The sequence below is a fragment of the Peribacillus sp. Bi134 genome, from assembly GCF_918698065.1.
Taxonomy (GTDB): domain Bacteria; phylum Bacillota; class Bacilli; order Bacillales; family DSM-1321; genus Peribacillus.
Window position 1 is genome coordinate 175,149 of the sequence record NZ_CAKKLN010000001.1, and the last position, 23,982, is coordinate 199,130.

Consider the following 23,982-nt stretch of genomic DNA (forward strand, 5'->3'; position numbering starts at 1 on the left):
CTATCCTTAGTTGACCAATGAACTATCGAATGATATACAGTTATACCTATTTGAAGAGTAATAATATTATTGTTTTAAGAGGTTGTTTACTATACTTATATTATTCACGATGGCGTTTATTAGGTTAATTTTCATATCCGTCCTCATATATAAGAGCTTCATTTCTACACATCTATTTAACTAGAAACAATTCCAAATATCCTTAATCTGACGAAAAGAATAAAAAAGGTGATATACATGAACTGGTTAGATCGTATTGAACAAAATGTTCCTGTCGTTCAAAGTGCAGATCCTATCTGGAAAGCGGCTGAATACATGAAGTCTTCACAATTAAATGAGATTCCTGTTTTGTCGGGTCAAAATTTCATAGGAATAATTCATGCAAGGGATTTACTAAATACTGATTTAAACCGAATCGTCGAAGAGTACATTGATAAAGACTGTGTTTCAGTCGACGGGACGGAAGTGATTTACGGCTTACCGTGTTCCAACACCCAACAAATTATTCCTGTTGTAAAGGATGGATTTTATTACGGCAGTATCAAATGGAATGAGATTCATCGTTGCCTGCAGGATGAATTAAATAAGTTGATGCTCGTTATAGACAATTCTTATGATGGAATATTGATAACAGATGAGACAGGTTATATTCTGCATATCAATAAGGAGTTTGAACAGATCACTTTACTGAACAAGGAGGTAATGGTCGGGGCGCACATGAACGATATGGTGGATAAAGGCCTATTTCTGAACGATTCTGTGGTGATGAAGACGCTACAATCAGGAAGATCATATACAAATGTTCAGAAGTATAAAAATACTGGAATATATACTCTGGTTACAGCTACGCCGGTTTGCAACCAAAAAGGAGAATTGATCCGGGTTCTGGCAAACGTCAGGGACGTCTCGGACTTAACTAGACTTCAAGAGCAACTTGCTGAATCCAAGAATTTACCTTCGCGCTACCCAACCGAGCTCAAACAGGTGCGCATTCAAAATATAAAAAGTTCAGGAGAAGTGATAGCCTATAGCCAAGAAATGCTAGATGTACTTGATCTTGTCTATCATGTTGCATCTTCCGATTCTACTATATTATTGCTGGGGGAATCTGGAGTTGGGAAAGAGGTCATTGGCAAAGTGCTACATGAAAACAGCTTGCGTTTTGAAAAAGGATTATTCGTGAAAGTAAACTGTGGAGCGATTCCTCCTAATCTATTAGAGGCAGAGTTGTTCGGATATGAACAGGGTGCTTTTACAGGGGCAAAAAAGGCAGGTAAGCAGGGTATTTTTGAATTGGCCAATAACGGAACTCTTTTCCTTGACGAAATCGGAGAGTTGCCATTAGACATGCAGGTAAAATTCCTGCGGGTTCTTCAGGAACAGGAACTTATCCGAGTTGGAGGAACACAAACGATCAAAATTAATGTAAGGGTTATTGCTGCAACCAATCGAAACTTGGAAAGAATGGTGGAGGAAGGAACATTTCGGCTAGATCTCTATTATAGGTTGAATATCATACCAATAACAATTCCCCCACTAAGGGAAAGAAAGGATGATATTACTCCGCTACTTGGTTATTTTTTGAAGAAATTTAATGAGAAACATCAATATTCAAAACGCTTATCAAAAGAAGTTGTGGATCAATTGTTAATGTATAAATTTCCCGGGAATGTTCGGGAGTTATCCAATATAGTGGAACGACTAGTGCTTACCTGCCGTGCCAAGGTCATTAAATTGAAGCATCTTCCAAATATAGTAAGTGGATGTAACGAGATAGAAAATAAACTGAAGATTCAAGAAGGTAAACCTGAGGTAGACTTGCAAATCCTAAAGCTGTCTTGTTACGGTCCTGCAGAAGGAGGCAACCTGGTCGATCTGGAAAAGGAAGCGCTAATCCAAGCCCTGAAAAAATATGGATCAGTGCGAAAAGCTGGTAAGGCCATAGGTGTCACTCATACAATGGTTCTCAAAAAGATGAAAGAGTTTGGGGTTACCCTCAATGCGATACGCTAAAGAACTATGTACATTACTATTCTAATTATTGTTCGTTTTGGATTCGGTTATATATTGAGATTCATATTCGTCGTTATTTTGTTCTGCTTGTCGTACATGTCTTTTGTACTGTATAAAGAAGCCGTTTCAGAAAGGGCTAACAGGTGACACATAAGCGTAACTGGAAATGGTTTATAACTATACAATTTGGATCGTAGGAGGAGCACATGGAGTTTACGGGGATACCTGATTTAGAATTATATCGGACAATTGTGGAGAATTTTCATGATGGAATTTTGGCGATGAATCAGGAAGGGAAAATTCTATTGGTCAATCAGTCCATGCTTAAATTAAGTGGTTTACCTCGCGAAGCGTATGCTGGGCGGAATATAAGGGATATTGTGGAAAGTGGAATCTTCCAAAAAGAATCAGTCACATTGAGGGCTATTCAGGAAAAACAAACGGTGACCGATTTCCAACAGTATCAGAACGGAAGGACTGTCTTGGTTACTGCAATTCCTATCTTTGATGGAGGAAACCGTTTGATTCGGGTGTTATCCATCACCCATGATATAACCGATCAGATAATTATGAAGAAAAAGGTAGAAGAAATAGAGAGGCTTTCAGCAAAATATTATATGGAACTTTTATCACTTCGACAGCACCATTCCAAAAGGGGAATCATCACCGCTAACCGGATGATGAAGGAAATTATCGACCTTATTCACCATATCGGTCCAACTGACTCAACAGTACTTCTGTTGGGTGAATCTGGAGTAGGAAAAGATGTCTTGGCTAGGGAAATTCATGAGACAAGTAAGCGGAAAGATTCCGGTGCCTTCATCAAAGTGAACTGCGGGGCCATCCCTAAGGATCTCTTGGAATCTGAGTTCTTTGGCTATGATACCGGTGCCTTCACCGGTGCAAAAAAGGATGGGAAGCCAGGATTATTTGAACTTGCTGATCAAGGAACCTTATTTTTGGATGAAATCGGGGAGTTCCCCTTATATCTTCAGGCGAAACTTTTAAGTGTGCTACAAGACCAGCAGTTTACCCGGGTCGGTGGAACGAAGGTGATTCAGGTTAATGTAAGAATTGTGGCAGCGACCAATAGGGATTTAGAATCTATGGTCCTGAGAGGGGAATTTCGGGAAGACCTATATTACCGATTGAATGTCATCCCTATCCAGACTCCAGCATTGAGGGAACGAAAGGATGATATCCCCTTGTTAATCGGCCATTTTCTCCAAAATTTTAATGAGGAATATAATAAGAATAAATCATTTACGATGGATGCTATGGATATTCTTTGCGCATATCACTGGCCAGGCAACATCCGAGAATTGTCAAATATTACAGAGCGACTTGTCCTAACCACTAAAAACGATGTAATAGAACCGAAGGATTTGCCTATTGCAAAACAACATACGGGAGTCAGTCTATCAAAACTCTTAAGAAATGAGGATACCAAAAGTAACTTATTTAAGTCTGTGGAGAAAAATCTAATCGAGAGCATGATTCAGCGGGAAGGGAGTATTCGCAAGGCTGCCAAGGTATTGGGCGTTTCGCATACGACCTTAATCCGCAAAATGAAAAAACATGGTCTATAACATCTACTCATAGGGGGAAAGTCTCATCTTCTCCAGGGTCTAAGATGGAAAAGATAGTCGTTGTACACTCTCAGCTAGATGAAGTCCCTAAAGTGTTGAGTGTTGAGTATCATCGTAGGGCTATTGAACAGGGAGATTTTACTTTGTCTGAAGAAATTCTAGAGGAAAAAAAGGACACCATAATTATTTATGACTACGAAGATTATACGTTAGTGGTCGCTGTGACAATTGCGGTAAAGCTCAGTTTGAAAGTTCGGTTAAGAACTATGTATATATTCGTAAATGCAGAGTGTGGCATGAAGAAATCGATTTAACCCTATTAAAAAAGAAGTAAAATTCGTTAAAACAGAACAGCTTATAGATTGGATCATCAACATTACCATTATTTCCCCTGTTTTGCTAAGGACTTTCTATAATATACCCCTAAAAAAAGCAATGTATCTCAAGTTCGAGAAATTCATTGCTTTTTTTCCATTTGCCCGTACCTCTGTGTAATCTGTCTGTTTTCACATCCATGAGTTGACTTTATTGTTGAGGAAGGTTTAGGGCTGTATTTGCTGTATTTAAATCAACTTGTAATTGTTCACTTAAATCATGTGGATGATAGTAACCTTTTGAAATCATATAGTTACTTATCTCTCCGTGTCTTTCTACAGCAACACGAAGCTGTTCTCTTAAGGCTGCTTTCAATTCAGGTGTTTTTGTTTCTGTAATGGCAAAAGCAAGATTTCTAATTCCAGATTTTGCGGATATTAAGAAGTCCGTTGCAATCACCTGATCAGTCATGCCACCCATACCTGCCATATTTTGCAAAAAATTTGTCATTGCTGTTCCCCTCGATTCGTCAGAATTTCCTGCAGTATTTGAATATCTTGTGTCCCAGTCCTCGAGTCTTTTAATAGAATATTTTGTAGTTCTGTATCCTGCACTAAACTGCTCATTGTAGAGGACTTTGTTAGACAAAGACTCTTGAAAGTTAAAATTTCGTGCGCCTCTAGAGTTTCATGCAGTCCTAAATTTTTCGTCATGATTTTTTCCCTCCATTTCTTTGAGAATTCACTTACATATCTTTCGTAATACAAAAGTTTTTATTCATCATCATTTGCAAAGGTAACGTGTACTTTGCGAAATAAACTACGTATCGGTCAATAATCCGTATAACAAACAGATGAACTGGGAAAGGTATTTTTGTTATATAGATTAGGGAGGTGAACGTATGGAAAATGAAAGCTTGGCATTTCATGAAACCATGGAAACGCATGAAATTTTAAATCTTAAAACAATAGGGTTAATGAGATCAAAATTAATGCAAGGAATTTGCTTTGACAATGACTTAAAAGCATTAATGGAAAAAGACGTACAACAATCTATAGCTGCTATAAACGAGCTAAAGGGTTTTTATACAGAAGCCCGAACAAACTATGAAAAATGAGGTGAAATTTAAATGGAGATGGATTTTTTAGATCCTCAAGGCGCTGAACATATGCCGGAAATGGCTGATTCCTCTTTCGCGCTAGATTTTCTACTCTCTATCAAAAGTGGGATTCATACTTATGGTATTGCATTATCCGAAACAGCGAATCCCGCATTGAGAAAAGCATTGTACCAGCAAATGGAGCAATCTATTGACTTACATGGTGAGTTATCCGATTTAATGATCAGGAAGGGCTGGCTTTATCCGAACGATGTAGGTAAACAGGTGGAATTAGATTTGAAATCAGCCGATATGGCGGTTAGTATCGCTGGAATGAATCTTTTCCCGAATGATACTGACAGACTCGGCATGTTCGCAACGCCGAATAAATAAAGGAGGAAAAGCATCATGAAAGCCGTAACTTACCAGGGCAATAAAAATGTACAGGTTAAAGAAGTTAAAAACCCTAACATCAAAAATTCAGATGATATTATTGTAAAAGTCACTACTTCAGCGATTTGCGGCTCCGATTTACACTTAATTCATCAATTAATTCCCAATATGCCTACAGATTATGTGATTGGTCATGAGCCGATGGGGGTTGTTGAGGAAGTTGGACCAGGGGTAACTAAGGTAAAGAAGGGAGACCGGGTCATTATTCCCTTTAACGTTAGCTGCGGGAGCTGTTGGTATTGCGACCACGACCTTACAAGTCAGTGCGATAATTCAAATCCTCATGGGGAAATGGGTGGTTTTTTTGGATACTCTGAAACAACTGGTGGGTATGCGGGCGGGCAAGCTGAATACATGCGTGTTCCTTATGGAAACTTCACCCCATTCAAAATCCCAGAAGACTGCGAGGTAGAAGATGAAAAGTTGGTGTTGCTCGCAGATGCAGCATCCACAGCATTCTGGAGTGTAGATCACGCAGGTGTCAAATCTGGCGATACGGTTATCGTTTTAGGCTGTGGTCCTGTAGGTCTACTCACTCAAAAATTCGCTTGGTTTAAAGGGGCGAAAAGAGTGATTGCAGTCGACCATCTAGATTATCGTTTAGAGCATGCAAAAAGGACTAATAAAGTCGAAACCGTAAATTTTGCACAATATGAAAACGCTGGTGAATACCTTAAAGAAATCACTAAAGGTGGTGCAGATATCGTTATTGACTGTTCCGGGATGAGTGGCAAAATGACTCCGATGGAATATCTTGCATCGGGTCTTAAATTACATGGGGGAGCCATGGGAGGGATTGTAATTGCGTCCCAAGCAGTGCGTAAGGCGGGAACCATACAGATAACAGGCGTTTATGGCGGCCGTTATAATGGATTCCCCCTAGGAGATATTTTCCAAAGAAACGTGGATATTAAAACCGGACAGGCTCCTGTTATTCCTTATATGCCCTACCTTTATAAACTAATATCAGAAGGAAAAGTAGATCCTGGCGATGTTGTAACCCATGTACTTCCAATTGACCAAGCAAAGCATGGGTATGAAGTGTTTGATACAAGGACAGATGGATGTATTAAAGTGGTCCTTAAGCCATAAAGATGGTTGTTTTCATTTGGAAAAATAGATTTGCAATTATGGAAATGGACTATGAGTAAGAAGGGAAGGTATCAAACCCTTTTTGGAGTAATTTTTACTTCTGGATGAAATACGAATAGAAGAAGATTTTAGAAAAGTGAACTCCCTAACTTGAGAGCTACATTTACCTTATTCAAATTAAGCACCAGAAAAGACGATTTTGCCCACGTTAAGGGAAAATCGTTTTTTTTGTGCTCTAAGCTTTCTTTTTTTCATTAAGTAAAACCCACGACCTACAAAAACTATAAAGGGCAAATTAGTTATAGGGTTTTTGTTATTTTTTACTTTTTTCGTTTGGATTTATCACATATACTTTTTCTTTTCTTTGGAGAACAATATCAGAAAAGGTTATAGCAGTAAGTGAATTCATTCAGCGAATCATTCGGCATATACTCTTTCATAGTAAAATCCCTATCAATTGTAATAGGGATTTTAGTTTGTTATTTTGATTTAGCAAATGTTTTTTTGCAAATTCAAATCCAATCGAACCATCATCTTTCAAAACAAGAGAAGCATCAAAAGGCTTCTCTTGTTTTGCCTTTGGTTTCATCCCTTTGATCACACTTGTTTTCTTCTTGGTGCATAAATCTTTCACATGTTTTTCTGTCACTTTCTTTAATGCATTTGAGATGGGAATGTTGTTTACACCCACTTGCATATTCCGGAAATTTGATCAAAGCGATTACGATGACTGATATCCGAAGAAGGTTATCCTCAATAGCTTCCAAGTATTATCTTTTTGTCCTCTCCAATAAACGATCTATGGAATCCTGTATGTGGCTGGAGATCGCAATCTCGGCTCTGTATACATCCCTAGTCTGGATGGCCTCAATGATTTCCATATGTTCCGATGGTGCGTCTTTTTGGTCGATCTCACCTTTGACATGATAAAACCGGCCTATATGAAGATGACAGTGCATGCCTTTATATGCTTCAAATAAAAACGGGTTTCCTCCAGCGTTCATGATGGCATGATGAAATTGTTGATCTAAATGAGTAAAATCTAGTATTTTTTTGTTGGAAGCACCTGTGTTTGTGGAAAACATTTCATCTGTAAGCGCGGCCATTTCTTCCGTCACGCTTACATTATTTAAGCGGATAATATTCCGGACCGCATGCGTCTCCAGTAATATCCGGGCCTCCAACATTTTCGCCATATTTTCAGTATCTAATATGTCACTGACCCGATACCCCTTATTTGGTTCTAAGATGACTAAGTTCTCAGAGTTCAGACGAGATAATGCTTCTCTGAGAGGTATGGCGCTAATGTTGATTTCCCGGGTTAAATGGCTAATATTGATTTTTTGTCCCGGCGATAAATCCCATTCAAAAATCTTTTCTTTTAATAAATTGTAGACATATTCCGTTGTCTCCCCGCGTTCTTTTTCCTTTATCATCGAAATGCCCCTAACTTAAAAAAATTTCTATGAGAACGAGTGTTATTTCATATAGATGTAACAACTTAAATTATTACTGAAGTAGCTTTCTTATTGTAGCCCTATCAATAAGATAAGGCGAAACCATATTGATATCAAGAATAGAGAGTTTATAAGGGGACCTATAGTTTGCTGGATAGCTACAAAAAAATATCCTTATTACTGATAATTATATATTATATTCGTGCGTTTTGTAAAAAATTATATATAAAATAATTCAAATTAACATGAATTAATTGATCTATCGATATTATTTAAATCCACAAATCCTTTATTAGTGAGGTTTTATTCAAAAAAACAGAATCTTTTTAATTTTAAATATTTACATAATCATATATTATGTGATATATTTTCGGAAATGATTACATACTATTTTGAGCAGGATTCTATAGACAACAATTAAAGAGTATTGATGGGCAGGCAAAATCTTAAGTTTAAAATGGAAGCGCTTTATGCTTGCCTTTTTCTTGATTGAAATTTATGAATTAGCAGAAATAACTGTGAAGTGAAAAAATGTGATCGTTATTTTTCAAAGGAGGAATCTTCAATGAGCACATCGCTAAGTAGAAAAAATGCATTTTATGGCCATTACATAAATGGGCAATGGATATCCGATCAACATACTATCGCTGTTATGAACAAATATAACAAAGAAGAAATTGGTCGGATTGGCAGGGCATCCCGCGAAATTGTTTCTGAAGCGGTGACCAATGCATTGGAAACCTTTAATACGAGAAAGCTAGATTCCAATCAACGCTACGAGATTCTAATGCGTGCAGCGGATATCTCTAAAGAGAGAAAAGAAGAACTGGCGATGATTCTGGTTCAGGAAGTCGGTAAAGTATTGAAGGATGCCAGAGGGGAAATCGATAGAGGAATCCAAACGATGATAGCTTCAGCGGAAGAAGCAAAAAGGATTGCCGGTACAGGCGTTCCTTTGGGCCAGTCTGGAAACGACAATAAGATGGCTTTCACCATCAGGGTTCCTGTTGGGGTTATCGGTGCGATCACCCCGTTTAACTTCCCGTTCAATCTCACCATCCACAAGGTAGCTCCTGCGTTGGCAGCGGGAAATACAATCGTGTTGAAGCCAGCTGAAATGACGCCACTCATTGCATGCAAGATCGCAGAAATTTTTTCTGAAGCTGGATTGCCTGCAGGTTTTCTGAATGTGGTTAACGGGTTTGGGCAGGAAACAGGTCAATACCTTTTGGAGGATGAACGAATTGCGATGTTCACTTTTACAGGGAGTCCCGGCGTAGGCCGACACATTAAGAGCAGTACTGGAATTCGTAAGGTTACCTTGGAATTAGGGAATAACTCCCCAAATATCATTCACAAGGATGTCCCTGATTTAGACAGAGCAGTTGAGCTCTGTGTCACGCGGGGGTATGTGAATGCAGGGCAAGCCTGCATCTCTGTGCAGCGCATCTACGTTCATAGAGATATTTGCGATGTGTTTGTGGAGAAGGCAGTTAAGGTGGCACAGGGCTTGAAGGTCGGAAATCCTGCAGATCCTTCCACGGACATTGGTCCTATGATTTCCGAGAAGGAAGCAAGGCGTGCGGAAGAATGGATTCAGGAGGCTGGGCGTCTAGGGGCCAAAGTGCTATATGGAGGGAAAAGGCGGGATTCGATTCTGGAACCTACTATATTAATAGATGTGAAACCGGAAATGAAGGTAGTCTGCCAGGAAGTGTTCGCACCGGTGATCAGCATCATTCCTTTCGATAGCATCGAGGAGGCTTTCTGTCAGGCCAATGATACAAAGTTCGGCTTACAAGTTGGTTTATTTACATCCGATATCACTTTAGCCATGCGGGCAACACAGGAACTTCATTTTGGCGGTGTGATCATCAATGATGTTTCTACATACCGTGCTGACATCATGCCGTATGGCGGCGTGAAGGACAGCGGAATTGGCAAAGAAGGACCGCATTATGCAGTGCAAGAGATGACAGACGAAAAACTTGTCGTCATCAATCTTTAGACTTTGGAGGTAAGGAATATGAGAAACACATGGGATTTTTATTCTACCGAAAGAATCGTATTTGGAAACGGGGCAATCGGGCAATTGGATGTGATCCTTCAAAGATTAAAGGCGAAAAACATCTTGCTCGTTACTGACCCAGGGATCAAAAATGCAGGAATCGTAGACAGAATTTCATCGTTGTTGGAACATGCAAATTACGAAACAGTTATCTATGACCAGGTCGTACCCGAGCCTCCGGTAGATTCGGCGATGGACTGTTATAAGTTTGCTAAATCTCAAATGGATATTGATGCAGTAATTGGCCTTGGCGGAGGAAGCAGCATTGATATGGCGAAGATTGTCGCTTTGCTGGTCGCGCATGGCGGACATCCCCTGGACTATTATGGCGGAGAAAACCAGGTTCCTGGACCAATCGCCCCTCTTGTAGCGATTCCGACGACTGCTGGAACCGGTTCAGAAGTGACATCTGTAGCGGTGTTGACCGATGTGGAAAATAACCTGAAAGTTGGTATCTCGGATAATTACCTAAGACCAACCGTTGCTCTGCTTGATCCAGAATTAACGTTAGGGCTTCCCGCTTATGTAACAGCTTGTTCCGGAATTGATGCTCTGTCACATGCGATAGAGGCATACACAGCCAAACCTTCTGCATATATCCAGGCAGAAGGAAACATTTTATTCCAAGGTTCAATCCCCATAAGCGATGCACTCGCCTACAGAGCTATTGAATTGATTGCAAAAAACCTGCCGCTTGCGGTGCAGCAAGGGAGCAATCTCGAGGCACGTTCCAATATGCTAATGGGTAGCCTGCTTGCTGGAATGTCCTTTTCAAATGCAGGTACAGCAGCAGCCCATGCATTGGCTTACCCAATTGGAGGGCTTGTGAAGTCGCCGCATGGAGAGGTGACCGGGCTCTTGCTTCCATATGTCATGGAATATAATGCAGCTGTAGAAACAGAAAAAATGGTGAGGATTTCCCAGGCATTCAATGTGAACTCGGATGGTCTCTCCGATAAGGAAGCCGCTTTGGCTGCTTCAAAAGCTGTGCTTACCCTGCTTGGGGAAATTGGACTGCCTACAAAGCTGACGGAGATTGGGATCAAAGAAGAGGATATTCCCGAAATTGCTGAGAAAACCCTCCAAATCGATCGCCTGATTCGGAATAACCCAAGAATGCCAACCCAGCACAGTTTAGAAGAATTACTTAGAAAAGCTTTATAGATTGCTTGTAAAGGAACGGTGTCCCTGGAAGGTTAAGCATCATAACCATTCATGATGGATCTGCAGACCGGGCCTGAAAGGATTTCACCATCTAATAGAATATAAATGGAGAGGAAGATGAAAATGTCTCTTATGCCTTTTACATATAGTATGCCGACACGGGTGGAGTGCGGTAACGGAATATCTGGAAAAACAGGGGAGCTAATTAGGGATTTAGGTGTATCGAGTGTGCTGATCGTAACAGATAAAGGGGTTAGAGGAGCAGGTCTCTTACAAGGCATTGAAAAATCCCTTGCTTCGGCAAACCTTTATTTTGAGATTTACGATGAGGTGGAGCCTAATCCATCAGCTCAAACAATCCAACAGGGGACAGTGTATCTTAAGCAACAAAAGATGGAGGCGGTTCTGGCTGTAGGCGGAGGAAGCAGCATTGACACTGCCAAGGGCATCGCGGCAATGGCTACTAATCCCGGCCATATCCTGGATTATGAAGGAGTTGGAAAGATTTCCAATCCCCCGCTCCCGATCGTAGCAATCCCGACTACGGCTGGAACTGGCAGTGAAGCTACTAATTCGACAGTGGTAACGAATAAGGAAACCTCTTTTAAATTAGGTGTACTTAGTTCACTTCTGTTTCCAAAGCTAGCTATATTGGATCCTGCCCTTACATTGAATTTGCCTCAAGAGATTACTGCAGCTACTGGTATGGATGCTCTGACTCATGCAATTGAATCTTACACCTCCAAATCTGCCAACCCTGTCAGCAAGGCTTTCGCGATGCAGGCCATTAAGATGATCGGTGAAAATTTAACACGATCGTACTTTGTGGGAACGGACATGGAAAGCAGGGAAAACATGCTTGTAGCCTCCTTGTTAGCTGGTGCAGCCTTTTCACAATCCCGACTGGGTAATGTACACGCCATTTCCCATACATTTGGAGGAGTCTTTAATATCCCGCATGGCATCGCAAATGCAGCACTATTGCCATTCGTCATGAGATTCAATCTTCCGGCATGTGAGGATCAGTATAGAGAAATTGCGATAGCTTTAGGAATGGATGTAAGCGGTTTATCCAATGCACAAGCAGCCGAAAAAGCAATCGAAACTATCATCGAAATGAATCGGAGCATGAATATTCCTCTAAATATTAAAGAGCTTGGAGTCTCATTGGACGTTTTACCGAAATTAGTGGAAGATTCCATGCGAAGCGGTAACGTGGTCGTTAATCCAAGGCTGACGAAGGCATCGGATATCCAACTGATTATAGAGAAGGCTTATGAGGGGGACTTTGAAGGATTTAATAATGGTAATCGAAATGCAAGCAGTGCAAAAAATTCAGAAACGGCCATCGTGAATGTATAAAAACCATTCAATTTGAAAATCACCTGGAATTTCAGGGGATTTCGAATCAGTTTCCCCTTTTTAACTTTTTTCGGACACATGGATTTCCCGCAGCATTTTTCTACCTGAATATAATTATCTAATGAGGTGACGTATGAAAAAGACCAATGGAAGATGGCTTGTAGTGGTACTCCTTTTCGTCGCAACAACAATCAATTATATGGATAGGGCAATTCTTGGCATTGCAGGACCCTCGATGATGAAGGATCTTTCGCTTTCGGCAGTAGAATTCGGGATATTGGGGTCAGCGTTCTTTTGGTCGTATGCCTTAATGCAGATCCCGGTCGGGGTAATCGTTGATAAATTGGGGGCACGCTTAACGTATTCGATTGCCATCGTTTGGTGGTCGCTCTGTACGGTGTTTACTGGAATGGGACGTTCGCTTGGCGGACTGATCGGTATCCGCGTTTTAATGGGAATCGGAGAGGCTCCAGCGTTTCCAACCAATACGCGCGTTATTTCAGACTGGCTGCCGTCACACGAACGGGGCATTGCAAACGGGATATTTAATTCTGGTACAGCTATCGGGATTGGCATAACGACACCCATTTTAGCATGGATCATCCAGACTTGGGGATGGCAAGCATCCTTTGTGGTAATTGGATCAATCGGTTTTGTATGGCTGGCATTCTGGTTATTCTTTTTCAAAAACCATCCAGAGCAAAGTAAGATTGCAAACGAGGCCGAAGTAGCCTATATCAAAGAGGAGCAAACTCAAACCGAAAAAGCGACGACACTAAACATCTCGCCATTTAAATTCTTCAAATTCAGAAGTGTTTACCCTATGTTATATGGCTTGTTTGCCCATAATTATCTTACTTATTTAATGATGACCTGGCTTCCCACTTATCTTGTAGTCGAAAGGCAAATGACTCTTTTAAAAGCCGGATTTTTCACGATGCTACCTTGGATCATGTCCTTTCTGGGAAATATTCTAGGAGGGGTGTTGTCGGATTTATTGATTAAAAGAGGCTGGAATTCCATCAAAGCAAGAAAGACTGTTTTAACCATCGGCATGCTTTTTCCATTAGCCATTATACCGACTATCTATACAGACAGCGCCATAATGGCACTTACGTATATCTCAATAGCAATCGGCGGTGAAGGATTGGCTGCGGGCATTCTCTGGGCCACTGTTTCGGATGTTGCTCCAAAGGGTGCGGAAGGAAAGCTTGCAGGGCTGCAAAACTTCGTGGGGAATCTCGCTGGCTGGATTGCTCCAGTCGCAACAGGGATCTTAATAGCGAAGTTCAATAATTTCAATATAGCCCTGATCATACCCGTAGTCATTTGCCTTATTGCTGCTGTGGGGTATACCCTCGTTCTTAAAAATGAAAGGATTTCCATTAACACGGACATTGACGGGGGAACTAAAGTTTCAGGACTCTAATCTTTTTGTGTATATAATGAAGCGTTTGCAAATTCAAAGAAAAAAGGAGATATATTCATGCTGAAAACTAGTGGATTAGTCAATTTATCTGAACTGAAAATGTATGTGAACGGTGAATGGACTGCAGCACAAAACGGAGAAACTTTACCAGTAACAAATCCATCAACAGGGAAAGTGGTTGCAAGGATTCCAAATGGAGGACGCCAAGAAACGCATGCGGCCATTGCAGCTGCTGAGGAAGCGTTTAAAACCTGGTCAAAACTGACGGCACAGGAACGCAGTAAATATCTAAAGAAATTGCATGACCTTATGCATGAATATAAAGATGAATTAGCAGAAATCATGAGTATGGAAATGGGCAAGCCCTTAACGGAAGCCCGGGGTGAAGTGGATTTTGCTGCAAGCTACCTGGAATGGTTTGCTGAAGAGGGCCGCCGGATTTATGGGGAAACGATCCCTGCTTCTGCCGCAAATAAAAGGCTATCGGTGATTCGCCAGCCGATTGGAGTGGTTGCTTCCATTACCCCTTGGAATTTCCCGTTGGCCATGATGACGCGGAAAGTAGGACCTGCCATGGCCGCTGGATGTACAGTCATTGTCAAGCCTGCAAAACAATCTCCTATTAGTGCGTTAGCGTTTGGTAAATTGGTAGAAATGGCGGGAGTGCCTGCTGGAGTGGTCAGTATCGTAACAGGGAGTGCCGGACCTATCTCGGATGAAATTTTTGAAAACCCGGTAGTAAGGAAAATATCTTTTACCGGATCTACTGAAGTAGGCAAATTGCTGGTTACCAAGTCAGCCCCGCAGCTCAAGAGACTTTCCCTTGAGCTTGGAGGACACGCGCCGTTCATCGTCTTTGAGGATGCTGATTTGGAAGCCGCAGCAGCTGGTGCCGTTGCAAGCAAGTTCAGGAACACCGGACAAACGTGCGTATGCGCAAATCGAATTTACGTGCACCGTTCTGTCATCAATAAATTCTCTGCACTTTTTGTTGAAAAGGTACAAGCTCTAAAAGTTGGAAATAGCATCGATCCAACCGTTGAAGTCGGGCCTCTTGTCAGCAGTGATGGCCTGGAAAAGGTAGAGGAACATGTACAAGATGCCTTGGAAAAAGGTGCCAGCCTTCTTTGTGGCGGAAAAAAAGTTGAAGGGGAATTGGCTGATGGATTATTCTATGAACCGACCGTTCTAGGTGGAGTGAACAAGGATATGCTCATCACATACCAGGAAACATTTGGACCGGTCGCGCCAATCATTCCGTTTGATACAGAAGAAGAGGTGATCGAGCATGCCAACAATACAGAGTACGGGCTGGCCGCTTATTTTTACACACAGAATATAAGCAGGGGAGTCAGGGTATCCGAAGCTCTGGAGTTTGGCATCATCGGCTACAACGACGCCATTCCCACCGTTGCACAAGCCCCATTTGGCGGCATGAAAGAAAGCGGCATGGGGAGGGAAGGTGGCCATCAAGGCCTTGAAGAATATTTAGAAGAAAAATATATATCGATGGGTTTTTAAAATAGGGCAAGAAAAGGCTTAAGGTGAAGTTGAATCCTTAAGCCTTTCCTTATTTACCTCATAAAAAGACTTAATTCAACACACGCTCCCCATTGATTAACAAACCTCAGTTACAGAACCTATGGCCAGGTTGCTTTACATCCTAAGACAAATATAAAATATCCTGAATTTTTGAATTGGTAACATGCAAATTCGCTTAATTGTGACAAAGGAAGGTGCAAAGATGAATGTTACAGAAGTTAAAAATAAAATTGACAAGTTTACCGACGAGTTTATAGATAAAGGTAATGTTAGAAAAGACTTTGTGGAAATAATTGAAACAGAACCGGAACTTGATTCAAATGTATTAACGGAGAATGAGGATTTTACTATGATGCAGAAGAAGAGAAAATATTAGACCCATATGGATGCCATCATCCCTAACTTGATAAGCCTTTCCTGTTTGCTATAATTACCCTGTTCGTAAAAGTACAATTAACGGCAGTTGCTGCAGAAACAGTAATTCCATTACCGGTTCCTTAGTTGTTAATACAAGTCCAGTACGACAAATATTTGCATTTATACCGCTAGTTTTAGTGGGTGTGGCGAATAAATCTTTTACTATTTCTATTCCGAAATGGTATCCAGAGGGATTTGACTTTTCAAAGATAGGATTAGATTTGTTTGGGAAAGTAGATCTTGCGACAGTAACAGGTATTTGGTCTGTCGAACTAGCTCTAGTATTAGGTATTATTGCAACAGTTGCTTACGATTGGGGACGTGTTACAACGGGGTTTCAACAAGGCATTAATGCCAGTATTGGGTGGAGCGTAACTAGCAGCTATGAATACTGCTTCTGAATTTGGTGGGGTCATTGCTTCATTACCAGGATTCGCAACTGTACGTGATGGTATTTCACACACTTTTACGAATCCACTTGTAAATGGGGCCGTTACAACAAACGAGTTATCTGGTATTACTGGTTCTTCGTCTGGTGGAATGGGAATTGCGCTTAGTGCGATGGGAGATAAGTATATACAAGCTATTAATCAATATAATATTCCTCCCGATGTAATGCACCGTGTCATAGCGATGGCATCAAGCGGGATGGATTCGTTACCTCATAACGGCGCTGTTATTACCTTACTTGCGGTTACAGGCTTAACACACAAACAATCATATGGAGATATCTTTGTGATTACAATTTTTAAGACACTAGCAGCATTTGTAATTATTTTAGTCTACAGCTCAACTGGATTAGTCTAATAATAAAAAGGAATTAGAAGACCATGATAAATTGTACTTAAAGTAACGATATTTTACTTCAATACCAGAAGCTGATTAGCAGCTCTTTTTTGTATGAAAACAAATAAGCCCTCCATAATCAAATTTTTGAATTAGGGATGGAAACGTTGCTATCCCTTTATGATTGAGGAGAACTTGCTGTTTGTCACCCGCCTATGAATGACATTTCGATTTTATCCTGTTTTTTCACTGTTCCCGCTGACCGCTCATCCGAATAGCGGTCGTCCCTCTGGTTCCAAAGTGAAATGATGAAGCAAGTCAATTCTTCATCTGACATCTTGGAACGGAGCAATGACTTTAAGTCATGCCCCTTTCCATTAAACAGGCATGTATATAAACTTCCGTTAGCAGAAAGACGAGCACGAGTGCAACTGGAACAAAAAGACTCAGACATGGATGTTATAAACCCCAATTCGGTTGTAGTTCCCTTATACCGGAAGCGTTTTGCCACTTCTCCAAAATAATCTTCTTCAACTGGTTCAAGATCGAATTTTGCTTGGAGAATCTCGAGTAACTCTTTTTTTGTAAGTACATTCTTCATCTGCCAGCCATTTGTATGTCCGACGTCCATGAATTCTATATAGCGTAATTGAATACCTTCTTCTTTACAAAAATGTGCCATTGGAACTATTTGGGATTGATTGATTTCTTTTTTCACTACCATATTCACTTTAACTCCAAGGCCTGCTTCTTTGGCAGCAGCTATACCTTCTATGACAGGCTTTATCCCTATACCCCTGCCGTTCATCTGCTTAAAAAGTTCATCATCCAGGCTATCTAAACTGATATTCACCCTCTTTAATCCCGCTGATTTCAAATTCCCGGCTTGTTTTTTCAGAAAAACACCATTTGTAGTCAAACCGATATCTTCTATACCTTCAATTTTGACGAGCTTTGAAATAAGAGTTGTAAGGTCTTTCCGCAGTAAAGGTTCCCCGCCTGTCAATCTTAGTTTTATAACTCCCAAGCTTGCAAATATTTTAGAAAGCCTTACGATTTCCTTAAATGACAAGAGCTCACTTTTAGGCAAAAATTGAAAATTATCATTAAAAATTTCAGCAGGCATACAATACTGGCAGCGAAAGTTACACCGATCAATGACGGAAATCCTTAAATCCCTTAGTGGTCTGTCCAATGAATCTTTTATATGCCGGTTCACTTAACCACTCCCATCCCCAAGTATTTGAAAAAACAGATCATAAAAAGTGGCGCCACGGTCTAAAGCTTTTTGGCGTTCACTTTCAGTTAAAGAGCTGATGAATAGTTTTCTACTTCCCAAAAGGTTATTAATGTATATGCATCTAACATCAAATAATTAAGAGTATCAGTAAAACTTCTTACAAACTCCTCAAACTCTTTGCTTCTTTGCTTATTCTTAACCCTTTCAAAATCCTCATTACCTTCAATTTGTAGATTGGTTTAGGTTTTCTGAAAGACGACTTGAAAGTTAACCGGACTACCTTAAGGTAATCCGGTTATTGTTAAAGATACAAGAAGTACCCCATCAAGATGGGGCCATTTTACTGTTTAAAAGGGCGAAAAAAAAAACTTTACTATGGGAAATAATTCGGGAAGTGGGGACGGTCCCCTATTATGGCAGCATGTAAATGGTGTTGTGCGGTGGCTGTTCCAGTTTTGATTGTCGGAGGCGTCCTTCTTGTACAAGTTCCTGCAATCCTTTTTCGATATGGGAGATGGAGGTTTCTAGGAGATCTGCAACTTTCACCGTAGAGATGCTCATGTATTTTGGTTTCTTTGATGAGGACATGATCATTGATTGAACTAGTTGTAAAAGAATTTCTTTTTCCACAGCTTCGGTTCGCCTGCCTTCAGTTAAATTTCTTTATATATGTAGACTCGATTCGCTATCAACAAATCATCTTATAAACTTGCCAAAAAAGAAAGGATTAATACACAGAGGCTTTAGAATAATTTTTAAGGCTGTAAAAATATAATTTATTTTATTCATATCCTTTTTGGGAATACTAGGATGAATCAACAGCATTTGCTGGTGTATGGCTTAATTTATAAAATAATTCAGCTTAACGGCAGCAAGATAGGAGGAATCACATGTCTGACCATTCTTTTTCCATCCGAATCAACGAAAAGGAATTAACAGCACAGCCAGGTCAAACGATATTGCAAGTCGCCCAAAGTCATGAATTGTACATTCCAAGCATTTGTTATCATCCCGATCTGGGGACAATCCAAACCTGTGATACATGTTTTGTGCAGGTGGATGGGGAATTAGTCCGTGCTTGCTCGACAAAGGCTGTTCCAGGTTTGACGGTTGATACAATGTCAAAGTCTGTTAAGGATGCCCAGTATGAAGCGATGTCACGGATCCTAGAAAATCATGAACTGTATTGTACTGTTTGTGATAATAATAACGGCAATTGTACCGTCCATAATACTGCTGAATACCTAGAGATTGAGCATCAGAAATATGAATTTAGAGAAAAACCCTACCCTCCGGATAATTCCCATCCATTCTATAGGTATGAACCGGATCAATGTATTTTGTGCGGCCGGTGTGTTGAAGCCTGTCAGGATTTACAGGTCAATGAAACCTTAGCGATTGATTGGGGAAGAGAAAGACCAAGGGTTATCTGGGATAATGATGTTCCAATCGATGAGTCTTCTTGTGTATCCTGTGGACACTGTGTGAACGTGTGTCCTTGTAACGCTTTAATGGAGAAATCCATGCTCGGTGAAGCAGGCTTCTTAACAAAGCTGCCGGCTCCAATTTTAGAGCCTATGGTTGATTTAATTAAAGAAGTGGAGCCTGGATATAAAGAAATTTTTGCGATATCAGAAGTGGAAGCTGCCATGAGGAAAGCACGGATTAAGAGGACTAAGACGGTTTGTACATATTGCGGTGTTGGCTGCAGCTTTGAAGTATGGACAAAGGACAGGCAGATTTTAAAAATCGAGCCTACCCATGAAGCTCCCGTTAACGGCATTTCAACCTGTGTTAAAGGAAAATGGGGCTGGGATTTTGTTAACAGTGACCAGCGCTTAACCAAGCCTTTAATTCGTAAAAACGGAGAGTTTGAAGAAGCAACCTGGGATGAAGCGTTAAATCTGATTTCAAGTAAGCTTACGGAAATAAAGGAAGAGCATGGCTCGGAGTCCATTGGAGTGATCGCTTCTTCCAAGTGCTCCAATGAAGAAAACTTCTTGGCGCAAAAATTTGCACGTGCGGTTATCGGAACAAACAATATCGACAACTGCTCTAGATACTGCCAATCTCCGGCTACTGCAGGGCTCTTAAGGACAGTAGGGTTGGGAGGCGATTCTGGAACTATCCAGGATATTGAAACTACAGACTTGGTTATTGTAATTGGAGCAAATCCAGCAGAATCACATCCAGTCCTCGCTACACGTGTAAAACGGGCTCATAAGCTATTTGGACAAAAATTAATAGTAGCTGATATAAGAGAGCATGAGCTAGCACAGCGTGCGGATTTCCTCATGCATCCTAAGCCTAGTTCTGATTTAATCTGGATTTCTGCCGTAACGAAATACATCATCGATCAAGGTTGGCATGATAAAGAGTTCCTGGCAAATCGTGTATCAGGCGTAGAAGGGTATATTAAAACACTGGATAAATTCACCTTAAGCTACGCAGAAGAGATGACAGGACTTTCGCAGGAGGAATTAATCAAGGCAGCTACAATGATTCATGAAGCTAATTCAGCCTGTATCCTCTGGGCTATGGGAATTACCCAGCATTCCGGCGCTACAGACGCAAGCACAGCCATTTCGAATTTATTGCTGATTACGGGAAATTATGGCCGTCCAGGTACAGGTGCCTATCCGTTAAGAGGCCACAATAACGTACAGGGAGCCTGTGATTTCGGTACAATGCCATCATGGTTTCCAGGTTATGAGCCAGTCGGAAATGCCGAGGTTAGAGAAAAGTATGAAAAAGCATGGGGTGTTGAAATTCCAAAAGATCCTGGTATGGACAACCACCACATGGTAGAGGCCATCCACAAAGGAAAATTAAAATCCCTGTATCTATTTGGAGAAGAAATGGGGCTTGTGGATGCAAACTCGAACCATGTTCAGAGTGCATTTGAAAAATTAGATTTCTTTGTCGTACAGGACATTTTCTTCTCGAAAACGGCTCAATTTGCCGATGTTGTATTACCGGCATCGCCTTCACTAGAAAAAGATGGGACATTTGTAAATACGGAACGTCGCATTCAAAGGTTCTATAAAGTGTTTGATCCTCTGGGCGAATCGAAACCGGACTGGCAGATTTTCCAGGAAGTGGCCAACCGGATGGGTGCCAATTGGAATTATTCGCATCCAAGTGAAATTATGGATGAAGCAGCTAGTCTTGCTGTCCTATTTGCCGGTGTGAGCTATGACCGTCTTGAAGGCTTTAACAGCCAGGTTTGGCCGGTTCATAAAGATGGAACGGACACACCTCTATTATATGAAGACAAATTTGCCTTTGCGGATGGAAAGGCAAGGCTGTTCGCTGTTGACTGGACTCCTCCATATATGGCAGGAGAAGAATATGATCTCCATTTAAACAATGGGCGTTTGCTTGAGCACTTCCATGAAGGAAATATGACGTACCGGACAGAAGGACTTATCCATAAGGTACCTGGCACATGGCTCGAAGTATCGCACGAATTGGCGGAGGAACGCAATCTCAGTGACGGTTCATTAGTTAGATTAAGTTCACCATATGGACAGGTTAAAGTAAGGACGCTTGTTACGGACCGGGTGAAAGGCAAGGAAATTTACCTCACGATGAACAGCTTTGAGGACGATGAAGCAGTCAATTACCTGACAAGCAGCTATCATGATCTAGTTACACATACTCCTGCATATAAGGAAATTGGTGTTAAAATGGAGATTTTAGAAGCAACGGGTGAACCGCCATTGCCTAAGCATAACCACCGATTCGGTAACAGGAATCCGCAGATCAGCGTTCGGGTAGAGGAAAAATGGCAGCGTGACGATTTTCAAGCGATAGAAGAGTTATTTGGAAATGGGGGGGAAGCATATGGCGAAAGCAATCAGGCAAATTAATAAACATGTGCCAAATACGATGGAAGAACAAGCTCAGTCAATCGGGGAAATATTAAAAGCTCTTGCTGATAACAAAGAAGGGATTCTTTCCGCACTCGCTATTTTAAAGAATCTGCAGGAAATCGGGATTCTCGATGCGCTTCATGCCATTTTGGAAAATCGTACAGACGTCGGGGTTATTGCCATGCAGCAAGTTAACCAGCCTGGTATGCATAACACCATCAAAAATGCCATTTACCTTTTCAATTTCATGGGCACCTTAAAACCGGACCAGCTGCAATCTATGCTGGGCGGTGTTACAAAAGGCCTTGACCATATGGGCGAAAGCATCAAAAACCATGAAAAACACAGCTTATGGAAATTAGGTAAAAGCTTGAGAGATCCAGAAATCAAAGCGGCGATGACAACCATGGTTGAATTCCTTCATGGCATGGGTGAATCATTTACACAGCATCCTTCACAGGAACTTCATCCAGAAGGAGGACAAGGGTAATGGAAGAACAAGGTGTTATCAAGATTCATGGACCACTATCGGAAAAAGATTCCGACAAAATCATTCGCTCATTAAACGGTGTATGGGGCATTCTCCGGGCTGATGTAAATAAAGAAAGCGGAGAAGCAAGAATCGGCTATGACAAAAATGCCGCTTCATTCCAGGATTTTCAACAGGCCATCAGAGACTCAGGCTATGATATAAAAACGGAAAACCAAAAATCACCTCATTAAGAGGAGGAAGATTATGCAGATTTGTGAATTATGCGGCAGTGAGCAGGAAATGGAAACCGAAGAAACAGAATCAGAAAGAACCAGAATTCTTTATGTCTGTGAAAACTGTCAGAACGACCGAGCGTTCAACTATTTTGACAATTAAAAAAAGACGTGAGAAAAGGGAATCCGATTATGGAATTCCCTTTTTTTATAGCTTGCAAGGCGGAGCCAGCAATTAGAAACACAACGATTTACGACTTTCTTTTACTTTCTGATAAGCACTTACAGCGCTCCAATTTTTTCTCGCAGTACAAAAGAAGGTGTCTTTCAGCTATGGATTCCGTTGGGTTTTATATTAGGTTTCTTTTACTTGTTTCGCAGTAAAAGAAACCATCCATCTAAAATGAAAGCGTGTATTTTAGGACCTTGCATAGCCTTATATCAGTTAATTCTTCAATATGTTAGGTAGTTTTGGTATTCCACTAACGGGTGCTTTTGCTGAAGATCTGAGCTGTCTTTAAGGCAGCTAGTAGAATGAAAAAATAATTCCCCTAATACACCGAGTGGTGCAAACTGTTGATACGTCAATGTTTATAGAGGGAGGTTAGTTTAACTAGGAAACAGTTCATTTAAAGTTATAATCATAAAAAATTAGGGGGGGGTAGGTTGGATTGTCTTCCAAAGAAAAGCGAAGTATTACTTGATGAAGAAATTGAAAAGCAGGAATTTGTTAAAATAAAAATTCAATTTACAAAAAGGAATGTTATATCTATGCCCTATTCAATTCAATTATTATGCGAAATTGCACATGTAGCAAGAAGCGGATTCTACAAATGGTTAAAACGTAAAATATCCGCTTCTGAAAAGCAACTGGATGATGAAGAGATTAAGAAAAAAATTATAGGATGCTAAAATAAACTCAAAGGAATCTATGGGTATCGAAGGGGAAAAGGTATGGCTGGATTAAACCTACGGTTTAAACCTGAACCACAAGCGTGTCCAGCGTCTTATGCGGGAGCTAGGGTTAAAGTCTTGATTCGGAAAAGGAAACCTTATTACGGGAAGAAAGAAGCATATGTCATTTCTAAAAACCTTCTTAATAGGGATTTTCATGCATCCAGATCTAAGGAGAAATGGGTGACTGACATTACATATTTGATTTTTAATACACAGAGACTTTTCCTATCCGCCATGAGACCTCTTTAACAATGAAATCATTTCTTATCAAGTCAGCCGGAGAAACGACTTAAAACAAAACTTGTAATAGATAACAATAAAAAAAAGCAAAGAAAAAACGGAATGTTAAAGGAATTCTTCTGCATTGCGACCAGGGGTACCAATAAACTTCCCACCAATACAATAACCTATTTAAAAAA

General features: G+C 40.7%; 23 protein-coding genes and 2 pseudogenes. 19 read left to right on the forward strand and 6 right to left on the reverse strand.

The window, feature by feature from the left end:
• The first annotated feature begins 237 nt into the window (after positions 1–237).
• The 3 genes from LQ188_RS00825 (at position 238) to LQ188_RS00835 (ending at position 3,916) form a co-directional block, all read left to right on the forward strand.
• The gene (locus tag LQ188_RS00825; RefSeq protein ID WP_230175748.1) at positions 238–2,013 is read left to right on the forward strand and encodes a sigma 54-interacting transcriptional regulator; all 1,776 of its coding nucleotides are present in this window, start codon (positions 238–240) and stop codon (positions 2,011–2,013) included.
• Between the two features lie 206 nt (positions 2,014–2,219).
• Positions 2,220–3,602: a sigma 54-interacting transcriptional regulator gene (locus LQ188_RS00830; protein ID WP_230175749.1), complete on the forward strand. Its 1,383-nt coding sequence runs from the start codon at positions 2,220–2,222 to the stop codon at positions 3,600–3,602.
• A 143-nt stretch (positions 3,603–3,745) separates the two neighbouring features.
• Positions 3,746–3,916: a hypothetical protein gene (locus tag LQ188_RS00835; RefSeq protein ID WP_230176018.1), complete on the forward strand. Its 171-nt coding sequence runs from the start codon at positions 3,746–3,748 to the stop codon at positions 3,914–3,916.
• Between the two features lie 211 nt (positions 3,917–4,127).
• Here LQ188_RS00835 and LQ188_RS00840 read toward each other — a convergent pair whose 3' ends face one another.
• Positions 4,128–4,427, reverse strand: coding sequence for a spore coat protein (locus tag LQ188_RS00840; RefSeq protein WP_048682429.1), 300 nt, complete (start codon positions 4,425–4,427; stop codon positions 4,128–4,130).
• Positions 4,424–4,630 (reverse strand): hypothetical protein, encoded by a 207-nt coding sequence (locus LQ188_RS00845; protein ID WP_230175750.1) that lies wholly within the window; start codon positions 4,628–4,630, stop codon positions 4,424–4,426. Before LQ188_RS00845 ends, LQ188_RS00840 begins: the two co-directional genes overlap by 4 nt.
• A 188-nt stretch (positions 4,631–4,818) precedes the next feature.
• Between LQ188_RS00845 and LQ188_RS00850 the strand changes: the two genes are divergently transcribed.
• The 3 genes from LQ188_RS00850 to LQ188_RS00860 are packed head-to-tail and all read left to right on the forward strand — an operon-like array spanning position 4,819 to position 6,561.
• Positions 4,819–5,034 (forward strand): hypothetical protein, encoded by a 216-nt coding sequence (locus LQ188_RS00850; RefSeq protein WP_061463532.1) that lies wholly within the window; start codon positions 4,819–4,821, stop codon positions 5,032–5,034.
• A gap of 12 nt (positions 5,035–5,046) precedes the next feature.
• Entirely contained in the window at positions 5,047–5,409 is a 363-nt protein-coding gene (locus LQ188_RS00855) for a spore coat protein (protein ID WP_048682441.1), read from the forward strand.
• A 15-nt stretch (positions 5,410–5,424) separates the two neighbouring features.
• Positions 5,425–6,561 carry a zinc-dependent alcohol dehydrogenase gene (locus LQ188_RS00860; protein ID WP_230175751.1) on the forward strand — a complete coding sequence of 379 codons (1,137 nt, stop codon included), beginning with the start codon at positions 5,425–5,427 and terminating at the stop codon, positions 6,559–6,561.
• 436 nt (positions 6,562–6,997) lie between these two features.
• Here the strand turns inward: LQ188_RS00860 and LQ188_RS00865 are convergent, their stop codons facing one another.
• Both LQ188_RS00865 and LQ188_RS00870 read right to left on the reverse strand, forming a co-directional pair.
• Positions 6,998–7,252: a topoisomerase C-terminal repeat-containing protein gene (locus tag LQ188_RS00865; RefSeq protein WP_230175752.1), complete on the reverse strand. Its 255-nt coding sequence runs from the start codon at positions 7,250–7,252 to the stop codon at positions 6,998–7,000.
• Between the two features lie 79 nt (positions 7,253–7,331).
• Positions 7,332–7,997 carry a GntR family transcriptional regulator gene (locus tag LQ188_RS00870; RefSeq protein ID WP_230175753.1) on the reverse strand — a complete coding sequence of 222 codons (666 nt, stop codon included), beginning with the start codon at positions 7,995–7,997 and terminating at the stop codon, positions 7,332–7,334.
• A gap of 586 nt (positions 7,998–8,583) precedes the next feature.
• On the opposite strand from LQ188_RS00870, the gene LQ188_RS00875 reads away from it, so the two are divergent.
• The 7 genes and pseudogenes from LQ188_RS00875 to LQ188_RS00905 all read left to right on the forward strand — a co-directional run.
• A complete protein-coding gene (locus LQ188_RS00875) occupies positions 8,584–10,026 on the forward strand; it encodes an aldehyde dehydrogenase family protein (protein WP_230175754.1) in 1,443 nt (480 codons plus the stop codon).
• Positions 10,027–10,044: 18 nt separating this feature from the next.
• Positions 10,045–11,250: a hydroxyacid-oxoacid transhydrogenase gene (locus LQ188_RS00880; protein WP_230175755.1), complete on the forward strand. Its 1,206-nt coding sequence runs from the start codon at positions 10,045–10,047 to the stop codon at positions 11,248–11,250.
• A gap of 117 nt (positions 11,251–11,367) precedes the next feature.
• Positions 11,368–12,612: an iron-containing alcohol dehydrogenase gene (locus LQ188_RS00885; protein WP_230175756.1), complete on the forward strand. Its 1,245-nt coding sequence runs from the start codon at positions 11,368–11,370 to the stop codon at positions 12,610–12,612.
• Between the two features lie 133 nt (positions 12,613–12,745).
• Positions 12,746–14,041 (forward strand): MFS transporter, encoded by a 1,296-nt coding sequence (locus tag LQ188_RS00890; RefSeq protein WP_230175757.1) that lies wholly within the window; start codon positions 12,746–12,748, stop codon positions 14,039–14,041.
• Positions 14,042–14,098: 57 nt separating this feature from the next.
• Complete coding sequence (locus tag LQ188_RS00895) at positions 14,099–15,562, forward strand: NAD-dependent succinate-semialdehyde dehydrogenase (RefSeq protein WP_230175758.1); 1,464 nt, start codon at positions 14,099–14,101, stop codon at positions 15,560–15,562.
• Between the two features lie 223 nt (positions 15,563–15,785).
• Positions 15,786–15,959, forward strand: a complete 174-nt coding sequence (locus tag LQ188_RS00900; protein WP_230175759.1) for a hypothetical protein — start codon at positions 15,786–15,788, stop codon at positions 15,957–15,959.
• A 145-nt stretch (positions 15,960–16,104) separates the two neighbouring features.
• Positions 16,105–16,807, forward strand: a pseudogene (locus LQ188_RS00905) (GntP family permease); the annotation flags it as partial.
• A gap of 184 nt (positions 16,808–16,991) precedes the next feature.
• On the opposite strand, the gene moaA reads toward LQ188_RS00905, so the two are convergent.
• Both moaA and LQ188_RS00915 read right to left on the reverse strand, forming a co-directional pair.
• Positions 16,992–18,005, reverse strand: coding sequence for a GTP 3',8-cyclase MoaA (gene moaA, locus LQ188_RS00910; RefSeq protein ID WP_230175760.1), 1,014 nt, complete (start codon positions 18,003–18,005; stop codon positions 16,992–16,994).
• Positions 18,006–18,437: 432 nt separating this feature from the next.
• Entirely contained in the window at positions 18,438–18,656 is a 219-nt protein-coding gene (locus LQ188_RS00915) for a hypothetical protein (RefSeq protein ID WP_048683094.1), read from the reverse strand.
• A 260-nt stretch (positions 18,657–18,916) separates the two neighbouring features.
• Between LQ188_RS00915 and fdhF the strand changes: the two genes are divergently transcribed.
• The 6 genes and pseudogenes from fdhF to LQ188_RS26905 form a co-directional block, all read left to right on the forward strand.
• Complete coding sequence (gene fdhF / locus LQ188_RS00920; RefSeq protein WP_230175761.1) at positions 18,917–21,898, forward strand: formate dehydrogenase subunit alpha; 2,982 nt, start codon at positions 18,917–18,919, stop codon at positions 21,896–21,898.
• The gene (locus LQ188_RS00925; RefSeq protein WP_063575957.1) at positions 21,873–22,391 is read left to right on the forward strand and encodes a DUF1641 domain-containing protein; all 519 of its coding nucleotides are present in this window, start codon (positions 21,873–21,875) and stop codon (positions 22,389–22,391) included. Before fdhF ends, LQ188_RS00925 begins: the two co-directional genes overlap by 26 nt.
• Positions 22,391–22,624, forward strand: a complete 234-nt coding sequence (locus LQ188_RS00930) for a heavy-metal-associated domain-containing protein (protein ID WP_095394836.1) — start codon at positions 22,391–22,393, stop codon at positions 22,622–22,624. The genes LQ188_RS00925 and LQ188_RS00930 overlap by 1 nt, the downstream gene beginning before the upstream one ends.
• A gap of 13 nt (positions 22,625–22,637) precedes the next feature.
• On the forward strand, positions 22,638–22,769 hold the full coding sequence (locus LQ188_RS26770; RefSeq protein ID WP_290370087.1) for a hypothetical protein: 132 nt from the start codon (positions 22,638–22,640) through the stop codon (positions 22,767–22,769).
• Positions 22,770–23,272: 503 nt separating this feature from the next.
• Entirely contained in the window at positions 23,273–23,518 is a 246-nt protein-coding gene (locus tag LQ188_RS00935; RefSeq protein WP_230175762.1) for a hypothetical protein, read from the forward strand.
• 61 nt (positions 23,519–23,579) lie between these two features.
• Positions 23,580–23,642, forward strand: a pseudogene (locus LQ188_RS26905) (IS3 family transposase); the annotation flags it as partial.
• Positions 23,643–23,982 lie beyond the last annotated feature (340 nt).